General features: G+C 69.8%; 15 protein-coding genes. 7 read left to right on the top strand and 8 right to left on the bottom strand.

Translation table 11 applies throughout. The features are described from left to right. Both A5758_RS11760 and A5758_RS11755 read left to right on the top strand, forming a co-directional pair. On the top strand, nucleotides 1-2088 hold a 2088-nt coding region (locus A5758_RS11760; protein WP_197503895.1), incomplete at its 5' end, for an ATP-binding cassette domain-containing protein. Nucleotide 2089: 1 nt separating this feature from the next. Next, nucleotides 2090-4651 carry an ATP-binding cassette domain-containing protein gene (locus tag A5758_RS11755; protein WP_067739960.1) on the top strand — a complete coding sequence of 854 codons (2562 nt, stop codon included), beginning with the start codon at nucleotides 2090-2092 and terminating at the stop codon, nucleotides 4649-4651. 5 nt (nucleotides 4652-4656) lie between these two features. On the opposite strand, the gene A5758_RS11750 is transcribed toward A5758_RS11755, so the two are convergent. From A5758_RS11750 to A5758_RS11725, 6 genes are all read right to left on the bottom strand, one after another. After that, on the bottom strand, nucleotides 4657-5208 hold the full coding sequence (locus A5758_RS11750) for a pentapeptide repeat-containing protein (RefSeq protein WP_067739958.1): 552 nt from the start codon (nucleotides 5206-5208) through the stop codon (nucleotides 4657-4659). Then, complete coding sequence (locus A5758_RS11745; protein WP_156622592.1) at nucleotides 5205-5801, bottom strand: ATP/GTP-binding protein; 597 nt, start codon at nucleotides 5799-5801, stop codon at nucleotides 5205-5207. The genes A5758_RS11750 and A5758_RS11745 overlap by 4 nt, the downstream gene beginning before the upstream one ends. Further along, entirely contained in the window at nucleotides 5782-6156 is a 375-nt protein-coding gene (locus tag A5758_RS11740; RefSeq protein ID WP_067739957.1) for a DUF742 domain-containing protein, read from the bottom strand. Before A5758_RS11740 ends, A5758_RS11745 begins: the two co-directional genes overlap by 20 nt. A 6-nt stretch (nucleotides 6157-6162) precedes the next feature. Further along, nucleotides 6163-6585, bottom strand: a complete 423-nt coding sequence (locus tag A5758_RS11735) for a roadblock/LC7 domain-containing protein (RefSeq protein WP_067201480.1) — start codon at nucleotides 6583-6585, stop codon at nucleotides 6163-6165. Next, entirely contained in the window at nucleotides 6582-9320 is a 2739-nt protein-coding gene (locus A5758_RS11730) for a sensor histidine kinase (RefSeq protein WP_067739955.1), read from the bottom strand. Before A5758_RS11730 ends, A5758_RS11735 begins: the two co-directional genes overlap by 4 nt. Nucleotides 9321-9565: 245 nt before the next feature. Beyond that, nucleotides 9566-10171 carry a bifunctional 2-polyprenyl-6-hydroxyphenol methylase/3-demethylubiquinol 3-O-methyltransferase UbiG gene (locus A5758_RS11725; protein WP_067739954.1) on the bottom strand — a complete coding sequence of 202 codons (606 nt, stop codon included), beginning with the start codon at nucleotides 10169-10171 and terminating at the stop codon, nucleotides 9566-9568. A 17-nt stretch (nucleotides 10172-10188) separates the two neighbouring features. Between A5758_RS11725 and A5758_RS11720 the strand changes: the two genes are divergently transcribed. Both A5758_RS11720 and A5758_RS11715 read left to right on the top strand, forming a co-directional pair. Continuing rightward, nucleotides 10189-10653 carry a tRNA (cytidine(34)-2'-O)-methyltransferase gene (locus tag A5758_RS11720; RefSeq protein ID WP_067739952.1) on the top strand — a complete coding sequence of 155 codons (465 nt, stop codon included), beginning with the start codon at nucleotides 10189-10191 and terminating at the stop codon, nucleotides 10651-10653. A 37-nt stretch (nucleotides 10654-10690) separates the two neighbouring features. Beyond that, the gene (locus A5758_RS11715) at nucleotides 10691-11017 is read left to right on the top strand and encodes a YciI family protein (RefSeq protein WP_067739950.1); all 327 of its coding nucleotides are present in this window, start codon (nucleotides 10691-10693) and stop codon (nucleotides 11015-11017) included. Here the strand turns inward: A5758_RS11715 and A5758_RS11710 are convergent, their stop codons facing one another. Then, nucleotides 11018-11662 carry a nitroreductase family protein gene (locus A5758_RS11710; protein WP_067739948.1) on the bottom strand — a complete coding sequence of 215 codons (645 nt, stop codon included), beginning with the start codon at nucleotides 11660-11662 and terminating at the stop codon, nucleotides 11018-11020. A 241-nt stretch (nucleotides 11663-11903) separates the two neighbouring features. Between A5758_RS11710 and A5758_RS11705 the strand changes: the two genes are divergently transcribed. Next, on the top strand, nucleotides 11904-12389 hold the full coding sequence (locus A5758_RS11705) for a hypothetical protein (protein WP_067201461.1): 486 nt from the start codon (nucleotides 11904-11906) through the stop codon (nucleotides 12387-12389). A gap of 167 nt (nucleotides 12390-12556) precedes the next feature. Beyond that, nucleotides 12557-12805: a hypothetical protein gene (locus A5758_RS11700; protein ID WP_067201458.1), complete on the top strand. Its 249-nt coding sequence runs from the start codon at nucleotides 12557-12559 to the stop codon at nucleotides 12803-12805. Nucleotides 12806-12830: 25 nt separating this feature from the next. Here A5758_RS11700 and A5758_RS11695 read toward each other — a convergent pair whose 3' ends face one another. Continuing rightward, nucleotides 12831-16109 carry an error-prone DNA polymerase gene (locus A5758_RS11695; protein WP_067739944.1) on the bottom strand — a complete coding sequence of 1093 codons (3279 nt, stop codon included), beginning with the start codon at nucleotides 16107-16109 and terminating at the stop codon, nucleotides 12831-12833. A 173-nt stretch (nucleotides 16110-16282) separates the two neighbouring features. Here A5758_RS11695 and A5758_RS11690 point away from each other — a divergent pair, with 173 nt between their 5' ends. After that, nucleotides 16283-17629: a wax ester/triacylglycerol synthase domain-containing protein gene (locus A5758_RS11690; RefSeq protein WP_067739942.1), complete on the top strand. Its 1347-nt coding sequence runs from the start codon at nucleotides 16283-16285 to the stop codon at nucleotides 17627-17629. Nucleotides 17630-17646: the final 17 nt, after the last annotated feature.

Genomic DNA, 17646 nt, shown 5'->3' with positions numbered 1-17646 from the left:
CCTCCACCCGCCGCACCGGCACCGCCCCCCAGTTTCCAGCCGCACCCGCAGATGCCGGCGCCGGAGACCCGGATGTCACCCACCAGCGCCAAGCCGCCCGAGGTGGCCAACCTGGCGACGAAGATGTTCCACGCGCTCAGGCCTTCGCGAACCGGGGCCATCCAGAAGCCTTCCGGCGCGCTGACCATCGGCCGTTCCACCGACAACGACGTCGTCATCCAGGACGTCCTCGCGTCCCGCCATCACGCGTTCCTGACCCAGACGCAGCTGGGCACCGAGATCCGCGACGCGCACAGCGTCAACGGCACCTTCGTCAACGGCGTGCGGGTGGGGTCCGCGGTGCTGACCGAGGGCGACGTGGTCACCATCGGAAACGTCGACCTAGTGTTCACCCGCGGTGAGCTGCTCCGCCGCACCGAGGCCGCGACGCGCACCGGCGGCCTGGAAGTGAACTCCGTCTGCTACACCGTCGACCACGGAAAGCAGCTGCTCGACCACATCTCGCTGACCGCCCGGCCCGGCACGCTGACGGCCATCATCGGCGGTTCGGGTGCCGGCAAGACCACGCTGTCGCGGCTGATCGTGGGCTACACCAGCCCCACTTCGGGCACGGTGACCTTCGAGGGTCACGACATCCACGCCGAGTACGCCTCGATGCGCAGCAGGATCGGAATGGTCCCGCAAGACGACGTCGTGCACCGCCAACTGACCGTCAACCAGGCCCTGAACTACGCCGCCGAGCTGCGACTGCCCCCCGACACCAGCAAAGCCGAGCGGGCTCAGATCGTCGCCCAGGTCCTCGAAGAACTCGACATGACCAAGCACGCCGAGACCCGGGTCGACAAGCTGTCGGGCGGCCAGCGCAAGCGCGCCTCGGTGGCCCTCGAGCTGCTAACCCAGCCGTCCCTGCTGCTGCTCGACGAGCCGACCTCCGGCCTGGACCCGGCGCTGGATCGTCAGGTCATGCTGATGCTGCGCCAGCTCGCCGACGCCGGACGCACAGTGTTGGTGGTGACCCACTCGGTGTCCTACCTGGACGTGTGCGATCAGATCCTGCTGGTCGCGCCGGGCGGCAAGACCGCGTTCTGCGGGCCACCCGATCAGGTCGAGGCGGCCATGGGCACCCGTAACTGGGCCGACATCTTCGCGAAGGTGGGCGCCGATCCCGACGAGGCCAACCGCCGCTTCAAGGAGCGCAATCAGCAGCAGTCCCAGGCGCCGTCCCCGCAGAGCCCGGCCGACCTGGGCGAACCGCCGAGGACCGACCTGTGGCGGCAGCTGTCCACGATCGCCCGCCGCCAGGTGCGCCTCGTCGTATCCGACCGCGGTTACACGATCTTCCTGGCGATCCTGCCGTTCCTCATCGGCGCGTTGTCGCTGACGGTGAAAGGCCCCCACCCCGGCCTCGGCCCGGCCGATCCGCTGGGCATCGCCCCCACGCAGCCGCAGTACATCATGGTGCTGCTGAACATCGGCGCAGTCTTCATGGGCACCGCGCTGACGATCCGCGACCTGATCGGCGAGCGCGCGATCTTCCGGCGGGAGCAGGCCGTCGGGCTGTCCACCACCGCCTACCTGCTGGCAAAGATCGCGGTGTTCTGCGTCTTCGCGACGATGCAGGCGGCGGTGGCGACGATGATCGTGCGGCTGGGCAAGGGTGCGCCGACGGCCCACCCGCCGTTCTTCGGCAACTCCACCTTCTCGCTGTTCGTCACCGTCGCGGGCACCTGTGTGGCGTCGGCGATGCTGGGCCTGCTGTTGTCGGCCGTGGCGCAGTCCAACGAACAGATCATGCCGCTGCTCGTGGTGTCGATCATGTCGCAGCTGGTGTTTTCCAGCGGCATGATCCCGGTCTATCAGCGCTTCGGCCTCGAGGAGCTCGCGTGGCTGACACCGGCCCGCTGGGGCTACGCCGCGGGTGCGTCGTCGATCGACTTTCCATCGCTGGTGAAGGTCAAACAGATCCCCACCAACGACCCGATCTGGCAGCACTCCAAACACATCTTCGTGTTCGACATGGCGATGCTCGCGTTCCTGTCCGCCGCCTACACCGGCTTCGTCCGATGGCACATCCGGCTGAAACGCTGAGATGACTCAAGCCGCGGCGCCAGTCCTCACTGTTCGATCCGACCGATCGAAGGGCAGCTTCGCGGCCGGCCGCGACGTGGTCGTCGGGAGCGACCTGCGCGCGGACTTGCGGGTGGCGCATCCGCTGGTCGCCCGCTCGCACCTGCTGCTGCGCTTCGATCGCGGCAAGTGGATTGCGCTGGACAACAATTCGCTGAACGGGGTGTACGCGAACGGCCAGCGGGTGCCGCTGGTCGACATCGAGGACGGCCAGACCGTCAACATCGGCAAGCCCGACGGCCCCCCGATCACCTTCGAAATCGGCCACCACACCGGGGCCGTGGGCATGCTCCCGCCGACCACGGAGTCGATCCCGGTCATCTCGCCGCCCAGCGACGCCCAGCCGGTGCGTGCGCAGCCGGCCGGCCAGCGGCCGCCGGCGCCACCGCGGCAACCACCGGCGCAGCCGCCGCGCCCGCACCCGTGGGAGGGGCCGCACCGCACCACCGCCGTACCGATCGTCCGGCCGGATGCCGCGACCCGCTCGGTACCGCAGACAGGCGGGCCGCCGGAGCTCAATCAGCCGACCCAGATCGGCGTGAGCGGCCAGGTGGCGGAGTTCCCCACCACGCGGGTGAAGAACCTGGGTCCCGATTCCGAGCGGGGGACCGAGCGGCCCGGACGCGCGGCCTGGATCGGTCGCGCCCTCAACAACGACATCGTCATTCACGACGTGCTGGCGTCGCGGCACCACGCGTTCCTGACGCCGACGCCGGCGGGCCCCGAGATCCGCGACGCCAACAGCAGCAACGGCACCTTCGTCAACGGGGTCAAGGCCGCGTCCGCGGTGCTGTCCGAGGGCGACGTGGTGACCATCGGCAACGTCGACCTGGTGTTCTCCGGCGGCATCCTGGTCCGCCGCCAGGAGGCCGCCGCGCGCACCGGCGGCCTGGAGGTGCGGGGCGTCGACTTCAGCGTCAACGGCAAGAACCTGCTCGAAAAGATTTCCATGACGGCCCGCCCGGGCACGCTGACCGCACTCATCGGCGGGTCCGGCGCCGGCAAGACCACGCTGTCGCGGCTGATCGCCGGGTACGCCACCCCGACCTCCGGGCTGGTCACGTTCGAGGGCCACAACATCCACACCGAGTACGCGTCGCTGCGGACCAGGATCGGGATGGTCCCCCAGGACGACGTGGTGCACCGCCAGCTCACGGTCAACCAGGCCCTCGGCTACGCGGCCGAGCTGCGGCTGCCGCCCGACACCACCAAGGCCGACCGGGAAGAGGTCGTCGCGCAGGTGCTCGACGAGCTGGGGCTGACGCAGCACGCGGACACCCGGGTGGACAAGCTTTCCGGTGGGCAGCGCAAGCGCGCCTCGGTTGCGCTCGAACTGCTCACCGGGCCGTCGCTGCTGATCCTCGACGAGCCGACGTCCGGTCTGGACCCGGCGCTGGACCTTCAGGTCATGACGATGCTGCGCCAGCTGGCCGACGCGGGCCGGGTGGTGCTGGTGGTCACCCACTCGCTGACCTACCTGGACGTCTGCGACCAGGTGCTGCTGATGGCGCCCGGCGGCAAGACGGCCTTCCTGGGGCCGCCCGACCAGATCGGGACGGTCATGGGGACCACCAACTGGGCGCAGATTTTTGCGAAGGTGGGCGCCGACCCCGACGAGGCCAACCGCCGCTTCCTGGCGCAGAACAAACCCCCGCCGCCCCCGGAAACGGAGGCGCCCGCCGACCTCGGCGTCGCGCCGCGCACCAGCATGCGCCACCAGTTCTCCACCGTCGCCCGCCGCCAGGTTCGCCTGGTCGTCTCCGACCGCGCCTACTTCGTGTTCCTGGCGCTGCTGCCGTTCGTGATGGGCGCGCTGTCGCTGACCGTTCCCGGCCACACCGGTTTCGGCTACGCCGACCCGACGAGCGATTCGGCCGGCGAGGCCGGGACGATCCTGACGCTGCTCACCATGGCAGCGGCGTTCATGGGCACCGCGCTGACGATCCGCGACCTCATCGGCGAGCGCCCGATCTTCCGGCGGGAGCAGGCGGTCGGGCTGTCTACGACCGCCTACCTGCTGGCGAAGATCGCTGTGTTCTGTGTGTTCGCCGTCATCCAGGCGGCCATCGCCACCGCCATCGTGGTGGCCGGCAAGGGCACCCCGAAGCGGCCGGCCGTGCTGCTCGGCAACGCCACCCTCGAGCTGTTCGTCGCCGTCGCGGCGACGTGTGTGGCCGCCGCGATGCTGGGCCTGCTGCTGTCGGCGCTGGCGCGCTCCAACGAGCAGATCATGCCGCTGCTGGTGGTCTCGCTCATGGGGCAGATGGTGCTGTCCGGCGGGATGGTGCCGGTCACCAACCGAATCTTCCTCGACCAGCTGTCCTGGGCGGTGCCCTCACGTTGGGGGTACGCCGCGCAGGCGTCGACGGTCGACCTGTGGACGGTGGCGCCCGGCCCGCAGAGCCCGCGGGACAGCCACTTCCAGCACACGTCGGGCGCCTGGCTGTTCGACATGGGCATGCTCGCGGTGTTGTCGGTCGGCTATGCCGCGCTGGTGCGCTGGCGCATCCGGCTCAAGCACTGAGCCGATCAGCCGTCGAGGCGCAGGCCCTGAGCCGCCGCGAAGGCCACCGCCTGGCCGACGTCGACGCGGGCGCCCGCCAGCGACGCGGTCCTCCACAACGAGGCATCCACGGTCGCGCCGCGCAGGTCGGCGTCGTCCAGCCGGGCGCCCGTCGTCCGCGCGCCGGACAGGTCGGCGCCGCGCAACACCGCCTTGCGCAGGTCCGCCTCCACCAGGCTGGCCTCCCGCAACCGGCAGCCGCTCAGGTCGACGCCGCGCAGGTCGTTACCGCCGAGCACCGCGAGCGTGAAGTCGACCTCGTCGAAGGCGATCGGCCGCATCCGGCACTGCACGAAGATCGAGCCCAGCATGCTGCATTGCGCGAACTCGCTGTGCCACAACGAAGTTCGCTGGAATGTGCAATTGCGGAACGCCGACCCGCGGTGCTGCGACTCGGCCAGGTTGGCGCTGCTGAAGTTGCACTCGTCAAACACGATCCGTTCGGTCTGCCACCGGCTGAGGTCCTCGTCGGTGAAGTCGTGGCCTTCGAAGTGACGATCAACCCACCGCGTGCTCAACTGGCCGTCAGGCTGGCCAGAGCGTATTCGCTGACCGCGATCAGCGCATCGGTCGCCGACCGGCGATCCCGGGCGTCGACCGTGATCATCGGGATGTGCGCGGGCAAGGTGAGCGCCTCGCGCACCTCCGCAACGGGGTAGCGCGGCGCGCCATCGAACTCGTTGACCGCGACCAGGAACGGCAGGTTGCGGTGCTCGAAGAAGTCGACCGCGGCGAAGCTGTCCTCCAGGCGCCGGCAATCCACCAGCACGATCGCCCCGATGGCGCCGCGAACCAGGTCGTCCCACATGAACCAGAACCGGCGCTGCCCCGGCGTGCCGAACAGGTAGAGCACGAGGTCCTCGTCCAGGGTGATCCGGCCGAAGTCCATCGCGACGGTGGTGGTCCGCTTGTCCGGGGTGGCCTCCAGCGCGTCGACGGCGGTCGAGGCGTCGGTGAGCATCGCCTCGGTGCGCAACGGCATGATCTCCGACACCGCCCCGACGAACGTCGTCTTGCCGGCACCGAAACCGCCCGCGATGACGATCTTCGTGGAGGCGTGGGCGGAGTCGGAGTACATCTCGGAGTGCGCCTCAGAGTGCCTTAAGGCCACGCAGCGTCCTTCCTATCAGTTCGTGGCGCTCATCCCTGGTCGAACGCTCGGACAACGTCCTATGCACCCGAAGGTAGCCGGACAAAACCAGATCGCCGACCAGGACGCGCGTGACACCGAGCGGCAAATCCAGCCGGGCGGAGATCTCCGCGACCGACGGACTGCCCACGCAGAGTTGGATGATCTTGCCTTTCGCGTCGTCGGGTGGCCACCGGTAAGCCAGGCCGGCCTGCAGCGTCTGAATCGGCGCTTCCACGGGAAGGTCGACGTCGGTGCCGGTCCGCCCGGAGGTCAGGGTGTACGGGCGGACCAGATTCCCTCTACGTGCGCCCGGCCGGGGTTCGCGTTCGTCCATCGCGGCTCACGAGACGCCAGACCGGCGGGTGGACTGCACCACGCCCCCGACCCGCTCGACCAGGATGGCCATCTCGTAGCCGATTTGACCGATGTCACACGACGTGGCGGCGAGCGTGGCCAGGTGCGAGCCGTCGCCGACGCGCATCAACAGCAGGTAGCCGTGTTGCATCTCGACCACCGACTGCAGCACCTGGCCGCCCTCGAACAGCTGCGCGGCGCCGGTCGCGAGGCTGGCCAGACCGGAGGCCACCGCGGCCAGCTGGTCGGCGCGCTCGCGTGGGAGGTGCTCGCTGGCGGCGAGGGGCAGCCCGTCGACGGAGACCAGCAAGGCGTGCGCCACACCGGGAACCTCGCGGGCGAACCGCGTCACCAGCCAGTCCAGCGGGGGGGTACCGCCCGCTTGCGGGGGATTGTCAGGTGAAGTCATTCCTGATCGGGCCCTTGAGTCGTGTCGCGCGCGTGCGACCGGCCGGTGCGCACGCCGCCGAAGTGGTTACTGAAGGAGGCGCGAACCGCCTCGGGATCGCGCGCCGCCGCGGCGTGCTGCGGCTCGCGATCGGAGTGGGTGCCGCCGTTGGTTCCTTGGCCTTCCTCGCCCGGCTGGTCCTGGTCGGGCAGGCCCGTCCCGTTGGCCGTCCCGGGCACCAGCCGGGCGCCGGGCGTGCGGACCGGCAGGCCGTGCTCGGCGGTGCGCGATTCGACGGGCTTGTCCTCGGCCGCCGCGGCCAGCGTCCAACCGCGGTCCCACACCGTCTGCCAGTCCAGGTCGGGACTGTTGACCAGGTCGTGGGGGTCGCCGAGCATCTCCGACAGCATCCGCCGGTAGATCACGTCGTCGTCGGCCGGGGTGCTTTCGCTCTTGGGCGCGGCCGGAATCGACGGGCCGGGCGCGCTCGGGGCGGGGGCTGCCGGCTTGTCGGCCTCCCGCGACCGCGCGGCGAAGAACGCCGACGTGTCCGACGCCGTCCGCGCCGGCGCGGGTTTGGGATCCGGCTCCGCCGGGGTGCCGCTCTCCCACCACGGGGTGGGGAGTTCGCGCCGGTGCCGCTGGGGCTGCTCGTCGGCGGGCACCTCGGTGATGCCGCTGGAACCGGGGTTGCGGCGGGGCAGCAGGGTGACCGGCGGTACGGGATCGTCGGCGGCGTGCTGGATCGCCGGCTCGGGCCTGCGTTCCTCGACCGGCGCGGCGAGTTGTGCGCTCGGGGACGAAACCGCCCGGATCCGCGTCGCTCGGACGGGCCGGGCCGCGCCCTCGAGGATGGTCGGCGGCAGGTAGATCTCCGCGGTGGTGCCGGAGCCCGTCTCGTTGGCCGCCGGACCGCGCAGCCCCACCCGGATGCCGTGCCGGGCCGCGATCCGGCCGACCACGAAAAGCCCCATGTGGCGGGCGTTGTCGGGGCTGACCTCGCCCCCCGCCTGCAGCCGCATGTTCGCCATGCGGCGATCGGTGTCGTTCATGCCCAGGCCGGAGTCGGCGATCCGCACCACGACTCCCCCGTCGCCGCCGCGGGCCGCCGAGACCCGCACGGGCGTCGAGGGCGGTGAGTAGCGCAGGGCGTTGTCGATCAGCTCGGCGAACAGATGGATGGCGCCGCCGGCGGCCGCGCCGATCAGCGTGCTGTTGTCGGGCAGCCCGGCGACTTCGACGCGGCGGTAGTCCTCGACCTCGGACACCGCGGCGTTGAGCACCGTCGACAGCGGCACCGGGTCGCGCTGGTCGCGGGCCAGCTGCGCGCCGGCGAGCACCAGCAGGTTTGCGCTGTTGCGGCGCAGCCGGGCGGCGAGGTGGTCCAGCCGGAACAGGCTGTCCAGGCGTTCGGGGTCCTCCTCGTTGCGCTCCAGCCGGTCGATGAGCGACAGCTGCTGGTCGACCAGCGACCGGCTGCGCCGCGACATGGTCTCGAACATGTCGTTGACCAGCAGTCGCAACCGCGCCTCGTCACCGGCCAGCAGCAGGGCCTGGGTGTGCAGTTCGTCCACGGCGTGGGCGACCTGGCCGATCTCCTCGGTGGTGTACACCGGCAGCGGTTGCGGCGTCGGCTCGGCGCCGCCCGCCTTGACCCGGGCGATCTCCTCCTCGAGGTCGGTGTGGGCCACCTTGAGGGCGCCGTCACGCAGGATGCGCAGCGGCCGCACCAGCGCACGCGCCACCAGCAACACGACGACCAGTGCGATGACGATCGCGGCCAGCACCAGGATGGTGTCCAGGATGGCGGCGTTGCGCTTGTCGGCGGCCTGCGCGTGCACCGACTTGGTCACCGATGCGGTGGCGTCCTTGATGACCTGCTCGGCGATGTCGTCGGTGGCCTGGATCGAGCGCAGCAGGTCGGCGTTGTCGACGAGCACGCTGGCCGGATCGGACATGATCGCCATCCGGGCCACCAGCTGCTGCTGCAGCGTCTTGGCTTCGGGCGATCCGGCGCCGAGCACCTCGCTCATCCCGAACAGGGTCGACGGCTCGGTCCCGGCCAGGGTGATCATCGAGGTCCGCAGTTGCGGCTCGGGCAGCTCGGCGCCGCGGGTGACGAGGATCTTCTGCATCGTCATCTGCCCGCGCGCCCCGACCGCCCGGCTCAGCCCCTCGGTCTGCGCGCGGATCTTCTCGTCGTCGACGCGCACCGACGCGTTGATGACGTCCTCCGCGGTCAGCAGGATGGGGGCATACAGGGTCACCCGCTCCCGCAAACCGAGGCCGTTGTCGGACGCCTTGTTCACCAGCATCTGACCGCCGTCGAGCAGGTTGTTCACGCCCGACCGCACTTCGGCGCTCACGTCGGTGTCGTTCAGCCGCGTGTCCAACTCGTACTTGCGCGCCTCGAAGTTCTTCTTGGCCCCCTCCACGTCGCGCCCGGTGCTGCCCGCCATCAGGGCGACGTCCAGGGCGGACATGTATTTGGTGACCACCGGGACCACGTCGGCGCGGGCGGCGGCAAGCCGCAGACCGCCCGCGTTCGCCATCGCGCCCTCGATGCGCAGCACCCCGAACACCGTCGCCAACACCAGCGGGACCAGGACAATCGCCAGCACTTTCCACCGGACCGGCCAGTTGCTCAGAGACCAGGTCGGCGGCCGTTTGTCCGGCACCGGGTCGGTGGCGTGCGGCTGCGGGGACTCGGAGGCGGCCGCCTCGGCCGGGTTGGCCGGGCGGGCGAACATGGTCATGTCGCCACGGCCGTGCGACCGGCCGCCGCGCTGATGGTCAGCGCCCGAGAAATCGAGAGGCTCATGAGACTTCCTGCTTTATCCACCCGTACCACGCCAGATGGGCGCGAGCGCGTCAACGTGGCAATCCGACGAGTATGACAGCCCGCGGCCCAGGTCACCAGAATCGTTACTGAGCAGACAGGTCCCTCCAAGGTGGACCCGCGCACGGGCCGACGATTCTGGCAAACCCGCCCGCCGGCAAGCTATGCCGGGCGGAGGACCGCGACGAGGAAATCCGAGTCATCGGTGAACGGTCGCAGGTCCCAGGTGGAGAGCAGCAGATCCGGCGCGAAGCCGGCGGCCGCCGCGTCATCGAGGAAGGCGGCGAACGCGTAATCGCGGCCGGCGCCGAAGCCGATGGCCGCCCGGCCGTCACCCTTGAGGTGGGCGCGCAGCCGGCCCAGCACCCGCCCCCGGGTGCTGGGGGCGAGAAACGTCATCACGTTGCCGGCGGACACGATCGCGTCGAACGGCTCGGCGATGCCGCGGGCGGGCAGGTCCAGTTCGGCGAGGTCGCCGACGAGCCAGCGCGGGCCGGGATGATCCTGCTCGGCCGCTTCGATGAGCGCCGGATCGACGTCGACGCCGACGACGTGGTGGCCGGCGGCGGCCAGGTAACCGCCCAGCCGGCCGGGGCCGCAACCCGCGTCGAGGATCCGGGCGCCCCTTGGCACCATCGCGTCCACGAAGCGGGCCTCGCCGGCCAGGTCGTCACCGGCGCGGGCCATGGCGCGGAACCGCTCGATGTACCACTGCGAATGTCCGGGATCGGCAGCGACTTTCTGCATCCAGATGCTCTGCTCGACCATGCGACCATTATCGCGTTGTGTTCAAGCTGATGTTCTACTCCCCGCGCATCGCCCCCAATACGGGCAACGCGATCCGGACGGCGGCGGCGACGGGCTGCGAATTGCATCTCGTCGAGCCGATGGGCTTCGACCTGTCCGAACCGAAGGTGCGGCGGGCCGGGCTGGACTATCACGACCTCGCGTCGGTCACCGTCCATGCCTCACTCGAGGCCGCCTGGGAGGCGCTCGCGCCGGCCCGGGTGATCGCGTTCACCTCGCACGCGCCCACCTCGTTCGCCGATGTCCGCTACCGGGCGGGCGACGTGTTGATGTTCGGGCCCGAACCCACCGGGCTGGACGCGGAGACGCTGGCCGACGCGCACATCACCGAGCAGGTGCGGATCCCCATGCTGGCCGGCCGCCGCTCGCTGAACCTGTCCAACGCGGCGGCCGTCGCCGTGTACGAGGCCTGGCGGCAGCACGGCTATGACGGGGCGCTCTAAGCGATGAGTTCCGGGCGCGGCGCGAGTCAGCAGTGACATGGCAACCTTCATCACGATCGGTTACGGCGAAGAAGCCGGATACCACCAGTTGAGCGACGACCGCAGACAGTCCGCGCACGCCCGCGACGACGAACTCAGCGCGTCCGGCGCGCTCGTCGCCCGAGCCGGAGACCCCGTGCAGGTGCGCAACCCGGACGGTGCGGGGGTACGGATCGAGCAGGGCCCCTTCCTCCGATCGGCGATGCCGATCGCCGGGTTCGCGGTGTTGGAGGCAGACGATCTCGACGCGGCGATCGAGCGGGTGAGTCAAACGCCCTGCGCGGTCGCGCACGGGGTCGTCGAGGTGTGGCCGCTTCAGACCTGATTACCAAGCGTCCCAATGCGTGACCTGCTCGGCGGGCAACCGCTTGGCGGGGCGGAAGTCGGTGCCCTTGGTGTAGGCGATCGGGAACAGCCCGCCCTGGCTGTACTTGTCGTAGGGAATGCCCAGCACGTCGGCCACCTGCTGCTCGCCGTCGCGCAGTAGGTGCAACGTCGTCCAGCATGAGCCCAGCCCGCGGGAGCGCAACGCCAGGCAGAAACTCCAGACCGCCGGGAACAGCGAGGCCCAGAACGACACCCCACCCAACGGCGACTTGTCGTCACGGCCTTCGATGCAGGGGATCAACAACACCGGCGCCTCGTGCATGTGCTCGGCGAGGTAGGTCGCGGAATCGCGGACCTTGTCCATCCGATCGCCGCGGGTGTCCCCCTCGCCGTATTGCGGCGCCGGCGCGCTGAGGTAGTCGCGGGCGTTGGCCAGATAGACGTCGCCGATCGCCTTCTTCTTCTCGGCGTCCTCGACGAACACCCATTGCCAGCCCTGCGAATTGGATCCTGTCGGGGCCTGCAGCGCCAGGTCGAGGCATTCCATCAGCACCTCGCGGCCGACCGGCTTGTCGAAGTCGAGACGTTTGCGGACCGAGCGGGTGGTGGTGAGGACTTCGTCGACGGACAAGTTGAGGGTCATGCTTGGAGACTACCGATGCCGCAATCAGGGGTTTCGTTTCGCTCGACGAATCGGGACCGATGGCCGAAGCGTCTGTGACCAACGGCCCTACGTCAGGCCCGTGATATGCGGCGATAGTCGTCCCGAACAGCAGTTTTCTGCATGACACCCATATGATGAGGGGGCGATTTTGATGCCGGCAGGCAACCGATCCGTGGGTGCGTGCGTTCATGCGCATTGCGGGGGTTCACCACGGAACCGATTGGGCGGCAACGCTACTGCCGTCGAGCGCATCGGTGTGCTCGCGCTGGTCGTGTTCATCGTGGTGGCCGTGGGGTGGGCGTCCAGGACGCCGAGCCACGCGATGCCCACCGGCGACAAAGGCCTGCCCGGGAAGTGGCTTGGAGATGCGCAGTGTTACGACGGCTCCAAGGGCACCGCGGCCCTGGAGGTCACCAGCGTCGTTTTCAACGAGTTCCACGGCAAGATGAGCTACTCCCCTTGGGGCTTTTGCGAGCAGTATCACGATGAATACCTCTGGGGCACTGTGAATCCGGACGGCAGTCTGCAGGGCAGTGTGTTCGCGGGGACCTATTTCTACAGCCGTACCAATGACTGGACGCTTCACTACAACTGGGACCAACAGTGGGGCGGCGTGGACAAATGGATCCACGGACGGCTGGTCAAGCAGAGCGGCGAACCTATGCCCGTACCGGCACAACCGGGTCAGCTAGCAGCCGAAGGATGAAGCAGATGAGAATGCTTGGCAGCCCGTTTATTTGGGCCGCAGCAGTGACGTTGACGCTCGCGCTCGCTACGACATCCGGTGAGCCGGCGAACGCCGAAGACTACCTGTATGTGCACACCGAGTCCGGAAGGACGCGGTGTTCCATCGGAACACACGAAGTTCTATGCGTGAGCCAAACCTTGGAATTGCCAGTAGGATTCGGTAACAACGCGGCCGAGGTCGACGACACGGGCAAGTTGCAATACCTGGGCGTGGGCATGGTCGGCGACCCCGATCGCGATATCGTGCTGCATTACGGCCAGACGTATCACCTGCAGGGTTGGACGGTGCTGCCGACGGATCATGGCACCCGGTTCACCAATGACCGCACCGGTCACGGCATGTTCGTGAGCGTTCACGGGATTTATTCGTTCTGAGGCCGCGAACGCAAGACGCTTAGGCTCACCGGAAGTCACGGGACTTCGAGCCGACGGCCAGGGTGATGCTGCCCAGCCGCTCGGCGACGACGGTGACGGCGCCGCTGGCGTTTTGGACCTGGCCGCGCACCAGCATCGCCGGTGCGGTGTTGGCCAGCTTGCGGTGCCGCGCCCACACCGCCGGCGTACACAGCACGTTGACCATCCCGGTCTCGTCCTCGAGGTTGAGGAACGTCACCCCCTGGGCCGTGCCGGGCCGCTGCCGGTGGGTCACCGCGCCGGCGATCAGCACCCGGTCGCCGTCGGGCACGTCGAGCAGTTTCCCGGCGGGAACCACGCCCATCGCGTCCAGGTCAGCCCGCAGGAACTGCGTCGGATAGCTGTCCGGGGAGATGCCGGTCGCCCACACGTCCGCGGCGGCCAGTTCCAGCTCACTCATTCCGGGCAACGCCGGGACGTGCGACGACGAGCCCACCCCGGGCAGGCGGTCCGGGCGCTGGGTGGCGGCCGCCCCGGCCGCCCACAGCGCCTCGCGCCGCGACATGCCGAAGCAGCCCAGCGCCCCGGCCGTGGCCAGCGCCTCGGTCTGCGGCACGCTCAATTGCAACCGCGTGGTCAGATCCAGCAGAGACGCGAACGCGCCGTTGGCTTTTCGCTCCTCGACCAGCCGCTCGGCGAGGTCTTCGCCGATGTGGCGCACCGCGCCCAGCCCCAGCCGGACCTCTGTTCCAGCGTTCTCGAGCGTGGCGTGCGCCAGGCTGGCGTTGACGTCGGGGCCGTGCACCGTCACGCCGTGCCTGCGCGCGTCGGCCACCAGCGACTGCGGCGAATAGAAGCCCATCGGTTGCGCGCGCAGCAGCGCCGCGCAGAATGCCGCCGGGTGGTGCAGCTTGAACCACGACGAGTAGAACACCAGCGACGCGAAGGACAGCGCGTGGCTTTCCGGGAAACCGAAATTGGCGAAGGCCTCCAGCTTTTCGTAGGTCCGGTCGATCACCTCGTCGGGGGCGCCGTGCAGCGCGCGCATGCCGTCGTAGAACCGGCCGCGCAGTCGTCGCATGCGTTCGGTCGAACGCTTGGAACCCATCGCGCGCCGCAGCTGGTCGGCCTCGGCGGCGGAAAAGCCGGCGCAGTCGACCGCCAGCTGCATCAACTGCTCCTGAAACAGCGGCACCCCCAGCGTCTTTCGCAGCGCCGGCTCCATGGATGGGTGGTCGTAGGTGACCGGGTCGAGGCCGTTGCGCCGCCGGATGTAGGGGTGCACCGACCCGCCCTGGATGGGTCCGGGGCGGATCAGCGCCACCTCCACCACCAGGTCGTAGAAGATCCGCGGCCGCAGCCGCGGCAGGGTCGCCATCTGCGCCCGCGACTCCACCTGAAACACGCCGACGGAATCGGCGCGGGCCAGCATCTCGTACACCGCCGGCTCGGAGAGGTCGAGTTTGGCCAGGTCCACCTCGATCCCCTGGTGCTCGGCCACCAGGTCGATGGCGTAGTGCAGCGCCGAGAGCATGCCCAGCCCTAGCAGGTCGAACTTCACCAAACCGATTGCCGCACAGTCGTCTTTGTCCCACTGCAGGACGCTGCGGTTCTCCATGCGCGCCCACTCCACCGGGCACACGTCGGCGATCGGGCGGTCACAGATCACCATGCCGCCGGAATGAATGCCCATGTGCCGCGGCAGGTTCCGAATCTGGTTCGCCAGATCGACCACCGGCTCTGGGATGCCTTCTATGTCGGGCGAGTCCGCCAGGCCGTTCCAGTGGCTGATCTGCTTGCTCCACGCGTCCTGCTGACCCTGCGAGAAGCCGAGGGCGCGGGCCATGTCGCGCACGGCGATCCGGCCCCGGTAGGTGATGACGTTGGCGACCTGGGCGGCGTAGTCGCGGCCGTATTTGTCGTAGACGTACTGGATGACCTTTTCGCGCTCGTCCGACTCGATGTCCATGTCGATGTCGGGCGGCCCGTCCCGGGCGGGCGACAGAAACCGCTCGAACAACAGCTCGTTGGCCACCGGATCCACCGCGGTGACGCCCAGGGCATAACAGACCGCGGAATTGGCCGCCGATCCCCTGCCCTGACACAGGATGTTGTTCTTCCGGCAGAACCGGGCGATGTCGTGCACCACCAGGAAGTAACCCGGAAATGTCAGCTGCGCAATGACTTTCAGTTCACGCTCGATCTGGGAGTAGGCGCGCGGCGCGGCATCGGCCGGCCCGTAGCGGTCCCGCGCCCCGGCCATGGTCAGCTGCCGCAGCCAGCTGTCCTCGGTGTGCCCGGCGGGCACGTCGAACGGCGGGAGCTGCGGCGCGATCAACGCCAGCCCGAACGCGCACTGTTCGCCGAGCTCGGCGGCGGCGGTCACCGCTTCGGGCCGCTGCCCGAACAGCCGGGCCATCTCCTCGCCGGACCGCAGATGCGAGCCGCCCAGCGGGGCCAGCCACCCGGCGGCGGTGTCCAGGGACTGCCGCGCCCGGATCGCGCCCATCGCCATGGCCAGCCGGCGCCGCGACGGCCCCGCGAAATGCGCCCCGGTGGTGGCGACGACGCCGACGCCGAAGCGCGGTGCCAGCGCGGCCAGCGCCGCGTTGCGTTCGTTGTCGAGCGGGTGGCCGTGGTGGGTCAACTCGATGCTGACCCGGTCAGCGCCGAACCGGTCCACCAGGTCGGCCAGCGCCCGCCCCGCCGCGTCCGGACCTTGCGACAGGGCTTGGCGCACATGGCCCTTGCGGCAGCCGGTCAGGATGTGCCAGTGCCCGCCGGCGGCCTCGGTCAGCGCGTCCAAGTCGTAGCGGGGTTTGCCCTTCTCCCCGCCGGCCAGGTGCGCCGCGGCCAGCTGCCGCGACAGCCGCCGGTAGCCCTCCGGGCCGCGGGCCAGCACCAGCAGGTGCGGGCCGGGCGGGTCCGGCGTCTCGGTGCGGGCCCCTGGCCCCAGGGACAGCTCGGCGCCGAACACGGTGCGCAGCTCGAGTTCGGCGGCCGCTTCGGCGAACCGCACCGCCCCGTACAGGCCGTCGTGGTCGGTCAGCGCCAGCGCACGCAACCCCAGCCGGGCGGCCTCCTCGACCAGCTCCTCCGGCGTGCTGGCCCCGTCGAGGAAGCTGAACGCCGAATGCGCGTGCAGCTCGGCATAGGGAACGGACGAGTGGGCCCCCCGGGTGTCGTCCGGCGGTCGGTAGGTTCCGCGCTTGGGCGACAGGGGGGCGTCCTCCCCGGGTACCACCGGCACGCCGGCATGGCGCGGCTTGCCGTCGAGCACGCGCTCCATTTCCGCCCAGCTCGGCGGGCCGTTAAACCAACCCATACCAGCCCACGACCGCAGTCTATCGAATGTTTGTTCGAATTGCCTCCGGCCCAGGACAACCGTTGTTAAACCGATCTTCAACTCCTAAACAAGGTCTTAACGCCGAGGGCCTAGCCCGGGCACAAACCCGGGCAGACACTGGTACGAGGGCAAAATCGACCGCGGGGGCGAGCATGGCGCAGGTGAGGGCACTGGATGCGGCGTTCCTGACGGCTCAAGACCCCGATCAGCACGCCGGCCTCGCAACCGGCGCGGTGGCCATCGTCGACGGCGGCGCACCCGACTTTCAGCGCCTCAAAAGGCTTCTGGCGGAACGCATTCGGTTGATACCGCGCTGCACGCAATTGCTGCGCGCCCACCCGCTGCACCAGGAATGGGTCGACTGCCCGGAATTCGACCTCGCCCGCCACGTGCGCCGAATGGCGATTCCCCGGCCCGGTGACGAAGCCGAGCTGGCCCGGGCCATCGCGCACGCCCTCGAGCGCCCCCTGGGCCCGGATCGTCCGCCGTGGGAGTGCTGGGTGATCGAGGGCCTCAAGGGCAACCGGTGGGCGATCCTGATGAAAACGCATCACCGCCTCCTGGGCGGCGACTCTCCCGCCCAGCTGCTCACCAGGCTGTGCGACGACGCCGATGTCGCGGCCTTCGCCAATGATCCTGCGGCCCAACGGGTCCCGCGGCAACCGGCGCGGCGCCAGGGCTGGCCCGATGTGCTGTGGCGGGCGTCCTGGACCGCGACCGGCGCCGCCCTCGGCGCGGTGTGGCCCGTGCTGCCGGCGCACGACCGGGTCGCCACTGCGCGGCGCTATGCCACAGTGCGGGTCCAGATCGCCGACGTCGACCGCGTCTGCCGCAAGTTCGGTGTCGCCGTCAACGACGTCGCGCTGGCCGCCACCAGCGAGGGCTTCCGGACGGTGCTGCTCGGGCGCGGCGAGGAGCCGCGGGCGGACTCGCTGCGCGCCCTGGTGCCGACGCCGATCCGTTCGGCGTATCTGCCGGTCGAAGGCGACGACCCGGTGCAGCGCTTGCGGACCGTGCAGACCAGGTGGAACGACAAGGGAACGGACCCTCGGCGGCCCGGGGGCATCGTCGGGTCGGTGCTCAATTCCTTGCCAACGGTGCTGCGGGACAGCGTCATCCAGTTGCTGACGCGGCTGCCGCAGCGCGCCATCGTCACGCTGGCGACCAATGTGCCCGGGCCCCGCGACCGGCTGCGCCTGATGGGCCAGACCATGGAGCGTTTGCTGCCCATCCCCCCGACCGACGTCCAGTTGAGCACCGGGGTCGCGGTGCTGAGCTACGGCGACGAACTCGTATTCGGCATCACCGCCGAGCCCGGCGCCGCGTTTGACGTCAAGCAATTGGCCGCCGGCATCGAACTGGGCATGGCGCGGCTGGTGGCGCTCAGCCAGGACTCGGTGCTGCTGTTCGGCGATCGCCGCCGCAAGCGGTCGCCGCGCGCGTTTCCCGGTCGCGCGCCGGGCGCGCGCCCACCCGCGCCGGGGCACGCGCGGCACTGACCCGCTCCCGTTCGGGA

Source organism: Mycobacterium sp. 852014-50255_SCH5639931 (genome assembly GCF_001665605.1).
In the GTDB taxonomy this organism is placed as follows: domain Bacteria; phylum Actinomycetota; class Actinomycetes; order Mycobacteriales; family Mycobacteriaceae; genus Mycobacterium; species Mycobacterium paraffinicum.
This window is presented reverse-complemented; position numbering and strand designations above follow the sequence as displayed.